Annotated in this window: 13 protein-coding genes and 1 tRNA gene; 6 read left to right on the forward strand and 8 right to left on the reverse strand. The window is 71.1% G+C overall.

Features of this window, described 5'->3' with window-relative positions:
• The first annotated feature begins 70 nt into the window (after nucleotides 1-70).
• The gene (locus tag FED44_RS17265) at nucleotides 71-1249 is read left to right on the forward strand and encodes a M20 metallopeptidase family protein (RefSeq protein WP_111700023.1); all 1179 of its coding nucleotides are present in this window, start codon (nucleotides 71-73) and stop codon (nucleotides 1247-1249) included.
• A 45-nt stretch (nucleotides 1250-1294) separates the two neighbouring features.
• Here the strand turns inward: FED44_RS17265 and FED44_RS17270 are convergent, their stop codons facing one another.
• The 5 genes from FED44_RS17270 to FED44_RS17290 all read right to left on the reverse strand — a co-directional run bounded on the left by FED44_RS17270 (nucleotide 1295) and on the right by FED44_RS17290 (nucleotide 8932).
• The gene (locus FED44_RS17270) at nucleotides 1295-1711 is read right to left on the reverse strand and encodes a TIGR02611 family protein (protein WP_244302021.1); all 417 of its coding nucleotides are present in this window, start codon (nucleotides 1709-1711) and stop codon (nucleotides 1295-1297) included.
• Between the two features lie 62 nt (nucleotides 1712-1773).
• On the reverse strand, nucleotides 1774-2979 hold the full coding sequence (locus FED44_RS17275) for an acetate/propionate family kinase (protein ID WP_279633881.1): 1206 nt from the start codon (nucleotides 2977-2979) through the stop codon (nucleotides 1774-1776).
• Nucleotides 2980-3004: 25 nt separating this feature from the next.
• Nucleotides 3005-5062 (reverse strand): phosphate acetyltransferase, encoded by a 2058-nt coding sequence (gene pta, locus FED44_RS17280; protein WP_111700021.1) that lies wholly within the window; start codon nucleotides 5060-5062, stop codon nucleotides 3005-3007.
• A 191-nt stretch (nucleotides 5063-5253) separates the two neighbouring features.
• Nucleotides 5254-6036 (reverse strand): phosphotransferase, encoded by a 783-nt coding sequence (locus tag FED44_RS17285; protein WP_464515799.1) that lies wholly within the window; start codon nucleotides 6034-6036, stop codon nucleotides 5254-5256.
• 130 nt (nucleotides 6037-6166) lie between these two features.
• Entirely contained in the window at nucleotides 6167-8932 is a 2766-nt protein-coding gene (locus FED44_RS17290; RefSeq protein ID WP_138461298.1) for a cellulose-binding domain-containing protein, read from the reverse strand.
• A 215-nt stretch (nucleotides 8933-9147) separates the two neighbouring features.
• Here FED44_RS17290 and FED44_RS17295 point away from each other — a divergent pair, with 215 nt between their 5' ends.
• Nucleotides 9148-9972, forward strand: a complete 825-nt coding sequence (locus FED44_RS17295) for a patatin-like phospholipase family protein (RefSeq protein WP_138461299.1) — start codon at nucleotides 9148-9150, stop codon at nucleotides 9970-9972.
• Nucleotides 9973-10029: 57 nt separating this feature from the next.
• Here FED44_RS17295 and FED44_RS17300 read toward each other — a convergent pair whose 3' ends face one another.
• Nucleotides 10030-10227 (reverse strand): DUF2795 domain-containing protein, encoded by a 198-nt coding sequence (locus FED44_RS17300; protein ID WP_111700017.1) that lies wholly within the window; start codon nucleotides 10225-10227, stop codon nucleotides 10030-10032.
• Nucleotides 10228-10413: 186 nt separating this feature from the next.
• Here FED44_RS17300 and FED44_RS17305 point away from each other — a divergent pair, with 186 nt between their 5' ends.
• Nucleotides 10414-12087 (forward strand): sodium:solute symporter family protein, encoded by a 1674-nt coding sequence (locus FED44_RS17305; RefSeq protein WP_244302023.1) that lies wholly within the window; start codon nucleotides 10414-10416, stop codon nucleotides 12085-12087.
• A 9-nt stretch (nucleotides 12088-12096) separates the two neighbouring features.
• Nucleotides 12097-12348: a hypothetical protein gene (locus tag FED44_RS17310; RefSeq protein ID WP_111700015.1), complete on the forward strand. Its 252-nt coding sequence runs from the start codon at nucleotides 12097-12099 to the stop codon at nucleotides 12346-12348.
• Between the two features lie 85 nt (nucleotides 12349-12433).
• Here the strand turns inward: FED44_RS17310 and FED44_RS17315 are convergent, their stop codons facing one another.
• Nucleotides 12434-13498 carry a substrate-binding domain-containing protein gene (locus tag FED44_RS17315; protein ID WP_167521500.1) on the reverse strand — a complete coding sequence of 355 codons (1065 nt, stop codon included), beginning with the start codon at nucleotides 13496-13498 and terminating at the stop codon, nucleotides 12434-12436.
• 230 nt (nucleotides 13499-13728) lie between these two features.
• Between FED44_RS17315 and FED44_RS17320 the strand changes: the two genes are divergently transcribed.
• A tRNA-Ile gene (locus FED44_RS17320) sits at nucleotides 13729-13805 on the forward strand.
• 137 nt (nucleotides 13806-13942) lie between these two features.
• Here FED44_RS17320 and FED44_RS17325 read toward each other — a convergent pair.
• Nucleotides 13943-15208, reverse strand: a complete 1266-nt coding sequence (locus FED44_RS17325; RefSeq protein WP_244302024.1) for a serine hydrolase domain-containing protein — start codon at nucleotides 15206-15208, stop codon at nucleotides 13943-13945.
• A gap of 492 nt (nucleotides 15209-15700) precedes the next feature.
• Here FED44_RS17325 and FED44_RS17330 point away from each other — a divergent pair, with 492 nt between their 5' ends.
• On the forward strand, nucleotides 15701-17299 hold the full coding sequence (locus FED44_RS17330; protein WP_208759030.1) for an ATP-binding protein: 1599 nt from the start codon (nucleotides 15701-15703) through the stop codon (nucleotides 17297-17299).
• Nucleotides 17300-17327: the final 28 nt, after the last annotated feature.

Here is a 17327-nt window from a genome sequence, read left to right on the forward strand (position 1 = left end):
CCTGCCTGGACCACCCGGCCGCGCTCTAATGTGATGGCGACATCGACCCTTCTCGCGCGATCGGCGGCCCATGACCCTTCAGGACGATCTCGTCGAACTTCGCCGTGCTCTGCACCGGGAGCCCGAGATCGGGCTCGACCTGCCCCGGACCCAGGAGAGGGTGCTCGCGGCGCTCGACGGCCTTCCGCTGGAGATCACGACCGGGGAGCGGCTCACCTCGGTGACCGCGGTGCTGCGGGGTTCGCGGCCGGGGCCGGCCGTGCTGCTGCGCGCCGACATGGACGCACTGCCGGTGCACGAGAAGACGGACCTGCCGTACCGCTCGCGCGTCGACGGCCGCATGCACGCCTGCGGGCACGACCTGCACACGGCGATGCTCGTGGGGGCGGCCCGCCTGCTCTCCGACCGGCGCTCCGACCTCGAAGGGGACGTGGTGCTCATGTTCCAGCCCGGCGAGGAGGGCGAGGAGGGCGCCAAACTCATGATCGAGGAGGGGGTGCTCGACGCGGCGGGCGACAGGCCCGTCGCGGCGTACGGCATGCACGTCTTCTCGACCACGATCCCCCGCGGCCTGTTCCTGACCAAGGGCGGGCCCGTGCTCGCCGCGGCCGACACGCTGACCGTGACCGTGCGCGGCAGGGGCGGGCACGGCTCCGCCCCGCATCGCGCCCTCGATCCGATCCCCGCGGCCTGCGAGATCGTGACGGCCCTGCAGACCCACGTGACCCGGACGTACGACGTGTTCGACCCGGTCGTGGTGACGGTGGGGAGCTTCCACGCCGGCACCACCGACAACGTGATCCCGGACGAGGCGCGCTTCGAGGTCACGGTGAGGACGTTCTCGGCCGCCACGCGGGACCGGGTCAAGGAGGGCCTCGTACGGCTGGCCCGCGGCATCGGCGAGGCGCACGGGCTCACCGTCGACTGCGTCTTCGGCATCGGCTATCCGGTCACGGTCAACGACGACACCGAGGCCGAGTTCGCCGCGCGGACGGTGCGGGAGGCGCTCGGCGAGGACCGGTACTTCCCGCTCCCCACCCCCGCGACCGGCTCGGAGGACTTCTCGTACGTGCTGGAGCAGGTGCCGGGGGCCTTCCTCGTGGTCGGCGCCTGCCCGCCCGGACGGGACCTCGCCACCGCCCCGTCGAACCACTCGGCGGAGGCGGAGTTCGACGACGCCATCCTGGCCGACGGCGCCGCGCTGCTGGCCGAACTGGCGATCCGGAGGCTGGCCCGGGCCACCGTCTGACCGTCGCCCGCGGGCTCGCGAGCACGGCTCAGGTCGGCATGAGGGTCAGCTCAGCAGCTCGCGGGCCTTCTGGATCAGGTCGACGCCCAGGGTCAGCCGTACCGACACCCAGACGATCACGGCCGCGCAGGCGAGGGTCAGCGCGCCCGCCACGATGCGGACGAACCAGTTCTGCCGCTTGAGCCAGTCCGTCGCCCGCCTGACCCAGTGCTTGGCGAACTCCAGCACCCGGCTCGCCCAGGCGAACTCGGTGGCCAGCACGGCGAGGCCGGTGAAGACCACCAGCCAGCCCGGCCCCGGGAACGGCACCATGATCAGCCCGCCGACGACGAGGGCGGTCCCGATCACCCCGATGACGATCCGCAGCGTCAGCCGGCCCGCCGGAGTCGCGCGCACCCGGTCCAGCAGGCCCCGCGACTCTCCCTCTTCATCGCCCGTCCGACCGCTCTCAGCCGTAGCCACACGGCTCACCCCCATCCGCTGCCCACGATAGCCAGCCGGGCCCTTGGCCACGGTCACCGACGTCACCCCTCTTCGAGGCAGGCCGCGGTCTGCTCGGCGATCTCCAGTTCCTCGTTGGTCGGCACCACCAGCACCGTCACCTCGGCGCCCTCCGGGGAGATCGCCCTGGCCTCCGCCGACTCGGCGGCGTTGCGGGCGGGATCGACCTCGATGCCGAGCCGCGTGAGACCGGCCGTCGCCAGCGCGCGGACCCGCGCGCTGTTCTCCCCCACGCCGCCCGTGAACACGACCGCGTCGACGTGGCCGAGCGCCGCGTAGTAGGCGCCGACGTAGGCGCGCACCCGGTAGCCGTACACGTCGAGCGCGAGCCGGGCGTCCTCGTCGCCCGCGTCGGCCAGTCGCCAGACCTCCCGCATGTCGTTGGCGCCGCACATGCCGAGCAGGCCGCTCTCCTTGTTCAGCGCCGTGTCGACGTCGCCGAGCCCCATCCCCGCGACCCGGGCGAGGTAGGCGGGCAGCGCCGGGTCCACGTCGCCGGATCTGGTGCCCATCACCAGGCCGGCGAGAGGGGTGATGCCCATCGACGTGTCCACGCTCCGCCCGCCCCGCACGGCCGTCGCGCTCGCGCCGTTGCCGAGGTGCAGCACGATCGAGTTCACCTCGCCGTACGGCCGTCCCAGCAGGGCCGCCGCCCGGCGCGAGACGTACGCGGTGGAGGTGCCGTGGAAGCCGTAGCGGCGCACGCCGAGCTTGCGGGTCCACTCGCGGGGGACCGCGTAGGTGTGGGCGTGTGGCGGGATCGTCCCGTGGAAGGCCGTGTCGAACACGGCGACGTGGGGCAGCCCGGGGAAGGCCCGCCGGGCGACCCGGATGCCCTCCAGGTTGGCCGGGTTGTGCAGCGGCGCCAGCGGCGCGATCTCCTCGATGGCCCGCTCGACCGCGTCGTCGATAAGAACGGGCGTGACGAACCGGCTGCCGCCGTGGACGACCCGGTGCCCGAGCGCGGTCACCCCGTCGAGCGACGGCCCGTGCTCCGCGAACGCCGCGAGCACGGCCTTCAGGCCCTCCTCGTGGTCGGCCACCCTGCGCTCGACCCGCACGCCGTCGTGGACGAGCGCGCTCTCGTCCTCGCCGATGCGCTCGACGAGCCCGCCGGCCACACCGGTGCGGGTCGCCATGTCGATCAGGCGGTACTTGATGGACGACGACCCCGTGTTGAGGACCAGGACCTGCCCGCCCACCCCGTCTCCTCGCGCCTGCGCGCTCACCGCTTCTCCTCCCGCGCCCGCGCGCTCACGGCGCCTCCTCCCGCACCTGGGCCTGGATGGCCGTGATCGCGACGGTGTTGACGATGTCGCCGACCGTCGCCCCGCGCGACAGGTCGTTGACCGGCTTGCGCAGACCCTGCAGCACCGGGCCGATCGCGACCGCGCCGGCGCTGCGCTGCACGGCCTTGTAGAGGTTGTTGCCCGTGTTGAGGTCGGGCACCACGAACACCGTCGCCCGCCCGGCCACCTGGCTGTCCGGCATCTTGGTGCGCGCCACGCTGGGCTCGGCCGCCGCGTCGTACTGGATCGGCCCCTCCACCGGCAGGTCCGGCCGCAGCGCGCGGACCCGCTCCGTCGCCTCCCGCACCTTGTCCACCTCGGGCCCGGCCCCGGACTCGCCGGTCGAGTACGACAGCATGGCCACGCGCGGATCGACCCCGAACCGGGCGGCGGTGGCGGCCGAGGAGATCGCGATGTCGGCGAGCTGGACGGCCGTCGGATCGGGCACGACGGCGCAGTCGCCGTACACGAGCACCCGGTCGGCGAGGCACATGAAGAAGACGCTGGAGACGACGCCGACGCCCGGCGACGTCTTGATGATCTCGAACGACGGCCGGATCGTGTGCGCCGTGGTGTGGGCGGCGCCCGAGACCATGCCGTCGGCCAGCCCGAGGTGGACCATCATCGTGCCGAAGTAGGACACGTCGGTCACGATGTCGCGGGCCTGCCCGAGGGTGATGCCCTTGTGCCCGCGCAGCCGGGCGTACTCCTCGGCGAACAGCTCGCGCAGCTCGGGGTCGAAGGGGCTCACCACCCGGGCGCCGTCGACGGCCAGGCCCATCGTGTTCGCCGCCAGCCGGATCTCCCGCTCGTCGCCCAGCAGGGTCAGCTCGGCGACGCCCCGGCGCAGCAGGCTGTCGGCCGCGCGCAGGATGCGAGGCTCGGCGCCCTCCGGCAGCACGATGTGCCTGCGGTCGGCGCGGGCCCGGTCCAGCAGGTCGTACTCGAACATCAGCGGGGTGATCGCGGCGGCCTTGGTGACCCGCAGGCTGCGCAGCAGGGCCGCGGCGTCGACGTGCTCGGCGAACACCCCGAGCGCCGTGTCGATCTTGCCGGGGGCGTCGGGGCTGAACCGCCCCTCGGCCTTCGACAGCTTCGTCGCGGTCTCGAACGTGCCGCCCGGGGTCGTGATGATCGGCAGCCGGATGTCCATGCCCTTCAGCAGGCGGACGACCGCGTCGGGCAGTTCGAGGCCGCCGTTCAGGATGATGGCCGACAGGGCGGGGAACGTGCGCGACTTGTGCGCGGCCAGCAGGCCAGGCACCAGCGCGGCGGCCCGGTCGGCCGGGACGACGACCGCGAGGCCCTCGGTGAGGCGCTCCAGGATGTTCGGCAGCGACATCGCGCCGATCATCAGGCCGCCCGTCTCCCGGCCCAGCTGGGCGGCGTCGCCCAGGTACAGCTCGCCGTCGCAGGCGGCCATCAGGTCGCTGACCGTCGGGGCGGACAGCCGCCGCACCTCCGGCAGCACGTACGCGGGGACGCGGGCGGCGACCTCGTCCACCAGGGCGGGCGCCACCCTCGTGACGACCGTGGCCAGCTCGGTGGCGTGCCGCTCGGCGAGCTCCTTGCGCGACATCTCGACCGCCGTGGCGATCTCGTCGGGCGTGCGGTCGAGACCGGTGACCACGTTCATCACCGGCGTGCCGAGGTTCGCGGCGAGCTGGGCGTTGAACGTGAACTCGGTGGGCGCGCCCACGTCCGTGTAGTCCGTGCCGATCACCACGACCGCGTCGCACCGCCCGGCCAGCGCCCGGTAGCGGGCCAGGATCTCCCCGGCCGCGCGGTCCTCGTCGGCGTGCACGTCCTCGTAGGTGACGCCCGTGCACATGTCGTAGGACAGGCCGATCGCGAAGCGGCTCCGCGCGGTGTTGACCAGGCTGTCCTCGCGGCCCGCCCGGACCACCGGCCGGAACACGCCCACCGTGCCGACCTGGCGGGTCAGGAGCTCGATCATGCCGAGGGCGATCGTGCCCTTGTTGCTCCTCGCGTCGCCGGCCGCGACGTAAACCCCGATCGCCATCGCGCAGTCACCCCTGTGTCCGGCCACCCCTGCCTCTGGGCGGCCCGACGGCCCGCCCAGGCAAATCTACGCGACCGGCCGTACGGGCGCGGCAGCCGAACGGCACATCGGTACCCCCTCTTCCCAGCAGCCCCGGGCGTTCCACCTCCCCCGAGGCGTCCTCCCGTCGGGAGGATGGGCCCGGGGCCTGCTCAGGCCGGGAGACGGGCGAGGAGGCCGTCCAGGCCGCTACGCACGGTGTCCGGGTCGCCGATGCCGAGACCATGCGTGACCTCGTGCCATGGCCCGAGCCGGTGCCACAGCAGTGCTCTTTCGACGACCTCGGCGGCGACGTCGTACTCCGCCGCCACGGCCCTGGAGAAGACCGGAGGGGCACCGTGGAGCGCCCACGCCAGGTCGAGCGCCGCGTCGCCGACGTGCGCGTCGCTGAAGTCGATGACACCGCTCACCACGCCGTCCCGCGCGAGCACATGTCCGGGCCCGAGATCGCCGTGGACCAGAGCGGTGGCGGGCAGCGCGGCCACGGCGTCCAGTAACGACCGGGCGGCGCCTCGCCGGTCCCCCGGCAGGAGCGGTACGACACGCGTGCCGAAGTCCTCGACCATGACCGCCCGCTCCCGCAGTGCTTCTCGCGCGGGCGGGGCACCACGCCGCACGGCCTCCACGGGATCGGTCGCATGCAGTGCGCGCAGGAACGCGCCCAGGGCGCGGCCGCCGGCGGCGTCGAAGGTCTCGAGCGGCTCACCGACGATCACCTCATGCCGTACGACCAGGGGCTCCCGCCACAGGACGTGGGGTAACGGGACGGGCAACGGTAACCGCGGCGCGAGCCATGGCATCAGGCGGGTCTCCATGAGCAGTCGCCCGGCCACCTCCGGCCTCCTGGGGCGGCGCTCCACCCACCGCTCTCCGACCATCCGCGCCTGGCTGTCCCACCCCGTCCCGCCCCACTCCCCCGACAATCCCCGCACCACGCCAGTAGATCAGCTCTGCCATGGCGCACCCCACCCCTTTCCGGCCCCGGAGGCCCTTCGCCGGGGCCGCCACGCGAAAAAGACGGCCGTACGGGCGGGAAGTCGCCCGTACGGCCGTCGTCGCGTTATCTCAGGAGGCGGTGCAGGTCAGCGTGGCCGGGACCGCGTTGGTGTTGTTCCAGCTCGCCTGGAAGCCGAACACCGTGGACGCCCCGGGGCTGAGCGAGCCGTTGTAATTCACGTTGGTGACCGTGACGTCCGCCCCGGACTGGCTCACCGTGCCGTTCCAGAGCTGGCTGATCGTCTGGCCGTTCGCGAAGGCCCACTTGACGGTCCAGCCGCTGATCGCCACGGTGCCGGTGTTCTTCACCGTGACCTCGCCCTGGAAGCCGCCCGGCCACTGGTTGGCCACCTTGTACGTCGCCGAGCACGACTTGCCGCCCGACGGGGTCGCAGAGGGCGACTGGCTGGGCGAGTGGGACGGGGACGCACTCGGAGACGGGCTCGGGGACGGGCTGGGCGAGGGCGACGCCGAGGGAGACGGAGACGGCGACGGCGACGGCGAGGGAGACGGCGACGCGGACGGGGAGGCCGAGGGCGACGCCGACGGGGACTGCGGGGTGCCGTTCCGGTCGCCGTAGATGACGCCCCGGCCGTTGGTGCCGAGGTAGACCCGGCCGTAGATCCGGGGATCGCCGGTCAGGGCCTCGCCCATGTTGCCGTACTGGTGCTGGTCGTCGTTGATGCGCACCCAGCTCGCGCCGGTGTCGTCGGACCGGAACAGGCCGTCGACGCCGTCGACGGCGCCGGCCAGGTAGAGCGCCTGGTACGACTTGCCGGGCGCCGCCTTGCCGAAACCGACGTTGATCGAGTCGCTGACGTTCGACAGCTTGGTGAACGAGGCGCCCGAGTTGGTGGAGTGCCACAGGCCGCCGTCCCCGGCCAGCCAGATCTCGCCCTCCTTGCCGGGCAGCGCCTTGAAGTGGACGTCGGTCGTCGGCAGGCCGGTGGCCGCGGTGGCGCTGAAGCTCGCGCCGCCGTTGGTGCTCACGTAGAACTTGCCGCCGGAGTAGGCGTAGAACTTCTGCGCGTTCACCCGGTCGGACTCGACGATCGCGTTGGCCGGGACGCCGGTGGAGGCGCTCCAGCTGTTGCCGTAACCGACGGAGTAGACGACCTGGATGCCGGGGTCGGCCGGCGACCACACGAAGCGGCTGCCGTCCGCCGCCGCGGCGACCGTGCCGCCGTTGTTGACGCCGCCCGGCTCGGTGCCCTGGAACCAGTTGGCCCCGCCGTCGGTGGAGAAGGCGACGTGGCTGTCGTTCGGCCGGTCGGAGTCGGTGAAGTTTCCGGCCCGCACCATCACGCTCGGGTTGGTCTCCGCGTAGTCGAGCGAGGTGGTCGAGGTGAAGACGGGCTGGGTGAACATCATGGACGGCACGGCGTCGAGGTTGGTGTGCCGGAAGCCGCCGATGTCGCCGAGCGCGCTGATCAGCGGGGCGCCGGTCGGCGGGCTGATCAGGTCGAGTACGGCGGTCTCCTCCAGGCCCTTCACCATCGGCTTGATCGTGAACTGGCCGCCGGAGTCCCACTTGGTGAGGTCGGTCGTGCCGTAGATCGTCGCGCCGGTGCCGTACATCATCCGGTCGGAGTTGAACGGGTCGATCTCGACCGACTCGTTCATCCAGCCGAGCTTGGGCGTGACCTCCGGAGGCTGCGGGTTGGTCCCGAAGGTCAGCCACGGCGCGGACGAGATGTCCATCTTGTAGCGGAAGCTGCGGTTGGGGTACGACGTCCAGTCCCAGATGCGGGTCCAGGTCGCGCCACTGTCGGTGCTCCGCCAGAAGATGGCGTCGGGCCACCAGGAGACCTGCGTGGCCACCATGATGGTCTTCGGGTTCTGCCGGTCGATGGTCAGGCCGCTGTAGCCGAAGTAGTCGTCGCCGCTGCTGGACGGGATCGGGCTGATCTGGGTCCAGGTGCCGGTGGCGGTGGCGTAGCGCCACACGTCGCCCTTGCCTCCGTCGTACGGGCCTCCGGTGTCGCTGGTGGCGATGTAGAGGTAGCCGTTGGCGGTGTCGAGCACGCCCTTGTGGGCGATGTAGCCGGTCGGCTGCCCGGCGACCCGCTCCCACGAGGTGCCGCCGTTGGTGGTCCGGTAGACCGTGTTGCTCTTGTCGGCCACGCCGACGTAGATGGTCTGGGTGGCGTTGCCCGAGGTGCCGGTCCGCTTGTCGAAGGTCACCCAGACGACGCCCTGGTTGTCACCGTTGTACGCGTCTCCGGGGCTGGCGACGTAGTTGCCGACGTTGGGGAAGTTGGTCACCTTGGCCCAGGTGGCGCCGGAGTCGGTGCTCCGCCAGAGGCCGTTGCCGCTGGGCGCGCCGAAGTACAGGACGCTGTTCTTGTTCGGGTCCACCGCGAGGCGCTCGCCCATGCCGCGTCCGGGCATGTTGCCGCCCAGCTTGAACGGCAGCGGGCTGACCTGCCACGAGGCGCCCTTGTTCGACGAGCGGATGATCGCGCCGTTGTTGGGGTCCCAGCTGTTGGTGTACATGCCGACGGCGGCGTACACCTTGTTGGCGTCCACCGGGTCGGGGGTGATGCTGACGACCCCGTTGTAGCCCCAGTTCGACTGGCCGACCCAGTCGAGCAGCGGCGTCCAGGTCTGGCTGGACTGCTCCCAACGGTACGCGCCGCCGATGTCGGTGCGGGCGTAGATGAGGTCCTTCTGGACCGGGCTGAACACGATGCCGGGAACGAAGCCGCCCCCGGCGATCTGCACGTTCTTGAACGTGTACGGATCGGCGGCGACGGCCGACACCGGCGCCATCCTGATCACGGCCGTGACCAGCGCCATGGCGGCGATCACGAGCAGGGATGCGAGTCTTCGCATGGACGGTTTTCCCTCCGGGGGGCATGGACAACCGGCCATGCACGATCAGGCGGGGACCCTGACCGTCCTTCTCCTCCGTGCATGGAAATCTGAACGAGAGAGTCACACATCGGCCGAAGCGCCGTCAATAGTTTGACGTCCAGACAAAATCTAAACCGGTTTCACCAGGGGGGCCGCTTCCCGTTCGCTCCCGGAGGTAGAACATAATTCCGGTCATGACTACAGCTCTCGTACTGGGCGGCGGAGGTGTCGCCGGGATCGCCTGGGAGGCGGGGATCGTGACCGGCCTGCGCCGCCTCGGCGTGGACCTGGGGACTGCGGACCGCATCGTCGGCACCTCGGCGGGGTCGGTCGTCGGCACGCTGGTGGCCACCGAAGCCGACCTGGAGGAGACGATCGCCCACCAGGCCGAGGTGGACACCGGACCGCCGCCCGCCGTCGACATGGACGCGATCATGCAGGCGTTCGCCGTCATGTCCGACCCCGCGCTGGACCGCCGCGAGGCCCGGCGCCGGGTCGGGCAGATGGCCCTGGCGGCCCGGGTTGACCACCAGGCGGAACGGCTCGCGGCCGTGGGCGAGCGGCTCCCGGTCAAGGAGTGGCCGGACCGCGACCTGCGCGTCACCGCCGTGGACGCCGCGACGGGCGAGTTCGTCGTATGGGACCGGTCGGCCGGCGCGCCGCTGGTGCTCGCGGTCGCGTCGAGCTGCGCGGTGCCGATGGTCTTCCCGCCGGTGGAGATCGGCGGCAGGCACTACGTGGACGGCGGGGTCCGCTCCGCGACCAACGCCGACCTGGCGGGCGGAGCGCGGACGATCGTCGTGCTGGAGCCCCTCGGTCACCTGACCCCCAGGCAGGTGCTCGACGCCGAGTTGCTGAAGGCCGGCGCGGACGCCGCGTACACGGTGCATCCCGACGGGGCGTCGCGGGAGGTGTTCGGCGCCGACGTGCTCGACCCGCGGCTGTGGGGGCCGGCCTTCCGGGCGGGGCTCGACCAGGCCGCCGCCGTCGCCGCTCCGCTCGCCGGCATCTGGGCCTGACCCGGCTGAGGGCGGCGGCGGAACCGCGTCCGCGCGCCGCCCCCGCCCGGCCTCGGGTCATCCGGCCTCGCTGACCGCCTTGCTCACCGCGTTGGGGCCGTCGTACTCCCGGTCCGGGATGCGCTCCAGCGCGTTCAGGACGGTGTCGTCGGCCCCCTGGTCGCGGGCCGTGTTGATCAGGTCCGACTTGCCGGCCGGGTAGTCCACGCCCTTCAGGTGCTTCTGCAACTGGATCGGGTTCGGGGCGTCGGCCATGACCTGTCTCCCTTCGTCCGTGTCCTCTCACCTGCTCGCCTACCCGCTCGTCCGCCCGGCCACGCGGGACGCCGCGGCGGACGCCCGAAACCGGCTTTACCGGGCCCTCACCTGCGGTTTTGTCACGATTGGGTATACACGAGCCCACTTTGTGAGACGGGGAGGCGTGAGGGTAGCTGGCGTTGCGTGCCTGATGCCCAATTGCTGGCCGCACAGGATCTGCGGCTCGACGTCAACCTCCTGGACTACGTGATCCTCGCCCTGTACTTCCTCGTGGTACTGGGAATCGGCTTCGCCGCGAGGCGGGCCGTACGGACGAGCCTGGACTTCTTCCTCTCGGGCCGCGCGCTTCCCGCCTGGATCACCGGCCTCGCGTTCATGTCCGCCAACCTCGGCGCCACCGAGATCCTCGGCATGGCCGCCAACGGCGCGCAGTACGGCCTGATGACCGTGCACTACTACTGGATCGGCGCGGTTCCCGCGATGGTGTTCCTCGGCGTCGTGATGATGCCGTTCTACTACCGGTCGAAGGTGCACAGCGTCCCCGAGTTCATGCGCCGCCGCTTCAACGGCGCGACCCAGCTGCTGAACGCCTCGACGTTCGCCCTCGCGCAGATCCTCATCGCCGGGATCAACCTGTACGCGCTCGGGCTCGTCATGGACGCCCTGCTCGGCTGGCCGCTGTGGCTGTCCATCATCGTGTCGGCGGCGATCGTGCTCGCGTACATCACGCTCGGCGGCCTGTCCTCGGCGATCTACAACGAGGTCATGCAGTTCTTCGTGATCGTCGCGGCGCTCGTGCCGATCGTGGTGATCGGCCTGACCCGGGTCGGCGGCTTCTCCGGCCTCGGCGAGAAGGTCAAGCAGGGCGTGCTCGGCGAGGGCGGCCTGCACACCTGGGCGCAGACCGGCGGCACCGACAACCCGATGAGCGCCAACTGGATCGGCCTGGTCCTCGGTCTCGGGTTCGTGCTGTCCTTCGGCTACTGGACCACCAACTTCGCCGAGGTCCAGCGCGCGCTGTCGGCCCGCAACACCAACGCGGCCCGGCTCACCCCCATCGTCGCGGCGTACCCGAAGCTCGTGATCCCGATCGTGACCGTGATCCCGGGCCTCGTCGCGGTGGTGCTGTTCGGCAACCTGGGCAAGGACGGCGGGCCGACGTACAACGAGGCGATCCCGCTCCTGATGAACGAGTTCCTGCCGAACGGCGTGCTCGGCATCGCCGTGACCGGCCTGCTCGCGTCGTTCATGGCCGGCGTGGCCGCCAACATCAGCGGCTTCAACACGGTCTTCACGTACGACATCTGGAAGTCGCACGTCAACGGCGGCCACTCGGACGAGTGGTACGTACGGCTCGGCCGGATCGCCACCACCGGCGGCATCGTCGCGGGGATCGGCGCGGCGTTCATCGCGGCGGGCTTCAGCAACATCATGAACTACTTGCAGTCGCTGTTCTCGTTCTTCAACGCCCCGCTGTTCGCGACGTTCATCATCGGCCTGTTCTGGCGGCGGATGACCGCGTGGGCGGGTTTCTGGGGCCTGCTGAGCGGCACCGTCTGCGCCTTCGCGTCGTACATCCTCTACAAGACGGGCGTGCTCGACTTCGGCACCGAACTCAACGCGAGCTTCTGGGGCGCGGGCATCGCCTTCGTGGTCGACGCGGTCGTCTCGGTCGTGGTCACGCTCGTCACCACCCCCAAGCCGCAGAGCGAGCTGCGCGGGCTCGTCTACGGCCTGAGCGACGCGTCCGTCTCGGACGACGCGCTGGCGGGAGACGCCGCCTGGTACCGCTCCCCCGTGATCCTCGGCGCCGGGGCGGTCGTCCTCGCCGCGGCGTTCTACCTGCCCTTCCTGTAGGAGGTTCCCATGGCCGCCCCGCAACGGCTCTTCGACATCCGCCGCGTGATCGGTGGTCTGTTCCTGCTGTACGGACTGATCCTCACGGTCACCGGCCTGTTCGACGGCGCCCAGGAGATCCAGAAGGCGGAGGGCATCCGCATCAACCTGTGGACGGGCATCGCCATGCTCGTGGTCGGCGGCGCCTTCCTGCTGTGGGAGCGCCTGCGCCCGTCCGACGCCCCCGCGCCGTCCGACGCCTCCTCCGGCGACGAGGAGTGAGGCCGATCCCCTCCCGGGACACGAGGGCCGCGGTCGTCCCGACCGCGGCCCTCGTCGTATCCGATGACGCATTCCGATGACGCGGTCAGCGCGGACGGACCACCGCTCCGGCGGCGCCTTCGGGAACGGCGGGACCGGCGGAACCGGCGGCTTCGGGACCGGCGTTCCGGGGTCCGGCCGCGGAGTCCTTCGTGACGACGACGGGAGGCACCAGCACGGCGGGGATCGAGGCCGTGGTGCCGTTGGACACGGTGGCCGTGCCGTACACGGTTCTGCCGCCCGCCACCTCGACGGCGAGTCTCGCCGCGGCGGCGGCCTCGGCGGCGACGTCGGCACGCACGGTCGCGGTCGAGGCTTGCGCCGGCGCCCGCCGCGGGACGCCCGTCCGCCCGCCCTGCCCGACCAGCGGGACCCCGGCCGCGCCCGCTCGCGCCAGCGCGGCCGCGACCGCCTCCGCCGCATCGCCCGGGCAGCAGACGCCGGCCACCTTCGCGGGTCCGCCGAGCGCCGCGAGGGCCGCCGCCACCTCGCGCGCCGCGTCACCGGGCCGGGCCAGGTCCCGTTCCCGGGCGATCGTCACGCGGCCGTCCAGCACCGCGTGCAGGCTGCGCTTCACGGCCGCCGCGTACGGATCGCCCGGCGGTCCGTTGAGGAGCAGCACGGGCCCGGGGCCCTTCCCGGGACGCTTCATCGCGCCGAGCAGGGCCAGGGCCTGCATCCGGCCGGCCCGTGCCGGGTCGGTCGAGACGTACGCGTCCACCGGCCCGTCGGCGAGCCGGTCGTACGCGACGACCTTCGCCCCGGCCAGCTTCGCCCGCGCCACCCAGGGGGCGGCGGAGCCGGGGTCCACCGCGCCGAGGACCAGCACCCGGACGCCGTCCGCCAGCATCCGCCCGATCTGCCGGCCCTGCCGGGCCCGGTCACCGGCGGCGTTCGCGTACTCGACCCGGCAGCGCGGGCAGCGAGCCGTCAAGGCGCGGGTGAACAGGGCGCGCTCGGGCCCCTCGCGGGGAAGCAACAGGCCGACGGTGAAGCCCTCGCGGATGGTCCCGATGGCGCCGAGGCCCGCTTCCCGCTCCTCCCCTCGCTGTCCGCACGCCGAGACCGACGCCAGGAGAAGCACGCAGACGCCCGCCAGCCGTCTCCCCACCGGGACACCCCCGATCCGTTGCGGAGCCACGTTTCGCAGAGCCGTCGTGTGTGGAGCCTGACCACCTCTCGCATCACATACCCGGACAATGGCCCCATAACTCCCAGACCACCCAGCGGCACCAGCGGACGATCAGCGGAGGCGGGGATTACGCCGTGGGCCGAAGGGCGTCGCTCCCCTCCGCGCCCGCATCCCCTCCTGCCCTAAGTTGTGAGAGACTCCACCATTGCGGGGCGGTAGCTCAGCCGGTCAGAGCATCGGACTCATAATCCGTGGGTCGTGGGTTCAAGTCCCACCCGCCCTACCACGTACGGCCAGCGATCAGCGGTCCGACCTGCGCATGATCCAATGGTCACGCCTGTCCGTACATGCCGCCGGAAGCCGCCTCGCTCACATGTCCGGCTCGGCCGTCCAGAACTGCCGGAGGATGAGCGGCCTCACCTCTTACGAGGCGTTCTCAGCTGGGGCGTCTTCGTCGCCGCACAATGCTTGCCGCTTGAGGGCCGTCAGCGCGTCATCGATGGGATGGCGCTGCGGCTGCCCCGAAGAACCGATCGTGTTCCACCTCGCGAGGTTCATCGCGACGGAGATCTGACGCCGGCCGTCGGCGCGGATCCAGGATTGCGTTTCCGCGCCCCAGACCGTCCCGTCGTTGCCCCAGAAGGTGCCGCAACCCGGGATCTGAAGCTCGTGCAGGCCGAGGCCGTAGGAGATCATCTGCCCGGACTGGCTGATGACAGGGCCGGTACGCCGCATCTGGGCCAGCGATGACGGCTTGACGATCTTGCCGTCGAACAGCTTGCCGTAGAAGCGGTTGAGATCCTCCATCGTGGACACCAGCGAGGCCCCTATCCCTGTCCAGGACATGTCGTAGACGCTGTAGTCGCGCGGCGGGTCGATCAAGCCGAAGAACGCCTCGTACATCCGTGGGTGCGGTCCATCGACCCGCGGCCCGGCCGGAAACATGGTGTGCCGCAACCCGGCGCGTCTGATGACGTTCTGGGTGATGTACGTCTCGGCGGTGGTACCGGTCACCTTCTCCAGGAGCTCGCCGAGGATCAGGTAATTGGTGTTGGCGTACACCCCCGGCGAGCCTCCGGGCTCGCCGACGGCGGGGGCCCTGAGTCCCATCCCGATCAGCTCAACCGGGGTGAACCGCTTGAACCGGTTGTCGTCCAGGCTCTTGGGCGACATGTCCGGCAGAGAAGGAAACCTCTGGAGGGATGGGAACGCGTAGCCGAGGTATTCGGCTATGCCGCTGGTGTGGTTGAGCAGCATCCGGACAGTGACCTTCCTGCCACGTTCGCCCGGCATCAGGTGCGGCAGATAGCGGCCGATCGGCGCGTCGAGCTCGACTCGTCCCCTCTCGACCTGCTGCAGGACCGCGGCCGCGACGAAGGTCTTGGCAAGGCTGCCGACGCGTTGCAGCATGCCCGGCGTCACGGGACGGCCGGTTTCCAGATCGGCCACCCCGGAGGCACCGCGCCAGACCCGGCCGTCAGAGCGCACCTCGGCGAACACACCGGGCATCCCCGCGCGGTGGACATCGTCCAGGGCGGACTTCAGCCTCGCGGGATCGACGCCTGTCACCGAGCCGGTCGCGGCGGCCCGCACGACTGCCGTCTCGCTGGTCGCGGGCACCGCCGTCACCATGCCGGCGCCGACACCCACCATGGCCACGCTTGCTAATGCCATCAGTCCGATCTTCACGCCATCCGTCCTCTCGTGATCCCTGGGCGCGACGGGGACTGTCCCCTCGCGTACATCCGGACATCGTGGCCTTCGGACCGGTCAGCGGTCGTCCTGCCCAGGAAGACATCTCAGCCTGGCACCGGGGAAGCAGGCCGCGCCCGGCTACATCCTGGGGAGTAGCGGTCACTCGTTCCCCGGCGCCCGGGCTCGATGGAAGAAGCGGCCGGCAGTGCCTTCACTGCCGCATGGCACGAGCAGTGTGTGAGCGCCGCCGTACCAAGGCTCGGCATCGGTCTGATCGTCATCGTCGCCGGATGGCTCACCGCAGCCGGCTTGCGGTCCGACATCACGCGTACGCGGTCACACCGATCAACAGACTGAGCACCCGGCCACCCTCCGGCCGGGGGCCTCGGCTCCGTGGTGATCGCCCGAGCATGAGCAGGAGCCCGGGCGGCCATCACGTCCCGCATGGGCCCGCGCACCGGACGAGGCAGGTGGCAGAATGTAATCATGCGGACACCGCGAGCGAAGTATTTCAACACCACGGGCCCGTGCGACCCGCGGCGCCACTACATGCTGCCTCCCACACCGCGGCTCCCGCAGGCGCGCGCGCTCATCGAGATGGATCGCTACTTCGTACTGCACGCGCCCCGGCAGACCGGCAAGACGACCACGCTCGACGCCCTGGCGTCCGAGCTGAACGCCGAGGGCGACATCGCCGCCCTGATGTTCTCCTGCGAGCGCGCCGAATCAGCCGGAGACGACTACGCCGCCGCGGAAGAGATTCTGCTGACGTCCCTCCGCCAGGCCGCCGAGTGGGCGGCCTGGCCGGAGGAACTGCTGCCGCCGGACACCTGGCCGCAAGCTCCGGCGGGCACCCGATTCGGTTCGGCGTTGACGGAGTGGTGCCGCCGCTGCCCGCGCCGGGTGGTGCTGTTCCTCGACGAGATCGACGCCCTGCAGGGCAACAGCATGGTCAGCATCCTCAGCCAGCTCCGCGACGGCCACAACGCACGGCCGGGAGGCCGTCCGTTCCCCGCGTCGGTGGTGCTGTGCGGGCTGCGCGACGTGCGTGACTACAAGGTCGCCTCGGGCGGCGTACCCGGACGGTCGAACCCGGCCAGCCCGTTCAACATCGTCACCGAGTCGCTGCGCCTGGACGACTTCAGCGCCGACCAGATCGCCGAACTCTACGGCCGGCACACGCAGGCGACCGGCCAGGAGTTCGCCAAGGACGCGCTGGACCGGGTCTTCGAGCTGACACAGGGACAGCCGTGGCTGGTCAACGCCCTCGCCTATGAGATCACCGTGCGGATGGGGGTGGCCGATGCCATCACCGCCGGGCAGGTGGAGGAGGCCAAGGAGCGGTTGATCCGGGCGCGCGCCACCCATCTGGACTCTCTGGTGGCCCGGCTGCACGAGCCGCGGGTCAAGCGGGTGCTGGAGCCGGTCGTGGCCGGGGTCTTCCCCCACGTCGAGCCCGGCTTCTCCGACGACCTGTCCTACGTACGCGACCTTGGCCTGATCAGGCAGAGACCCCCACTGGAGGTGGCGAACCCGATCTATCGGGAGGTCATCCTGCGGGTGCTGGGCGACCCGTCGGAGCAGTACGTGATGGCCGATCCGCACAGCTTCGTACTGCCGGACGGCAGATTCGACCTGCCGCGCCTGCTGAAGGAGTTCGTCGTCTTCTGGCGCGAGCACGGCGAGGTCCTCGTCCGGCAGGAGGGCTACCACGAGGCTGCCTGCCAGATCATCCTCATGGCCTTCCTGCACCGCCTGGTCAACGGCGGCGGCCACCTCGACCGGGAGTACGCCGCCGGCACCAAACGACTGGACGTGCTCATCCGCTGGCCCTACACCGGCCCCGAAGGCGAACGGCACATTCAGCGAGAGGCCATGGAACTGAAAGTCAGGCGAGCAGGCGAGAACGACCCGACGTCCGACGGCCTCGCCCAGCTCGACCTTTATCTGGACCGGCTCACTCTCTCCACCGGCGTCCTGGTGATCTTCGACCGCCGCCCCGAGGCCCCGCCCTGGAAGGAACGCGGCGGCTTCGAGCAGGCGACTACCCCCTCCGGCCGCCAGGTCACCGTCCTGCGCGTCTGACGGGGTTGATCAAGCCCTGCGGGGCCGC

The organism is Microbispora triticiradicis (assembly GCF_005864065.1).
Lineage (GTDB): Bacteria > Actinomycetota > Actinomycetes > Streptosporangiales > Streptosporangiaceae > Microbispora > Microbispora triticiradicis.

Excerpts from the sequence above, each read along its gene's own strand:
- FED44_RS17330 (WP_208759030.1), top strand. The coding sequence starts at position 15,701 with ATGCGGACACCGCGAGCGAAGTATTTCAACACCACGGGCCCGTGCGAC.
- FED44_RS17310 (WP_111700015.1), top strand. The coding sequence starts at position 12,097 with ATGGCCGCCCCGCAACGGCTCTTCGACATCCGCCGCGTGATCGGTGGT.
- FED44_RS17290 (WP_138461298.1), bottom strand. The coding sequence starts at position 8,932 with ATGCGAAGACTCGCATCCCTGCTCGTGATCGCCGCCATGGCGCTGGTC.
- FED44_RS17295 (WP_138461299.1), top strand. The coding sequence starts at position 9,148 with ATGACTACAGCTCTCGTACTGGGCGGCGGAGGTGTCGCCGGGATCGCC.
- pta (WP_111700021.1), bottom strand. The coding sequence starts at position 5,062 with ATGGCGATCGGGGTTTACGTCGCGGCCGGCGACGCGAGGAGCAACAAG.
- FED44_RS17300 (WP_111700017.1), bottom strand. The coding sequence starts at position 10,227 with ATGGCCGACGCCCCGAACCCGATCCAGTTGCAGAAGCACCTGAAGGGC.
- FED44_RS17265 (WP_111700023.1), top strand. The coding sequence starts at position 71 with ATGACCCTTCAGGACGATCTCGTCGAACTTCGCCGTGCTCTGCACCGG.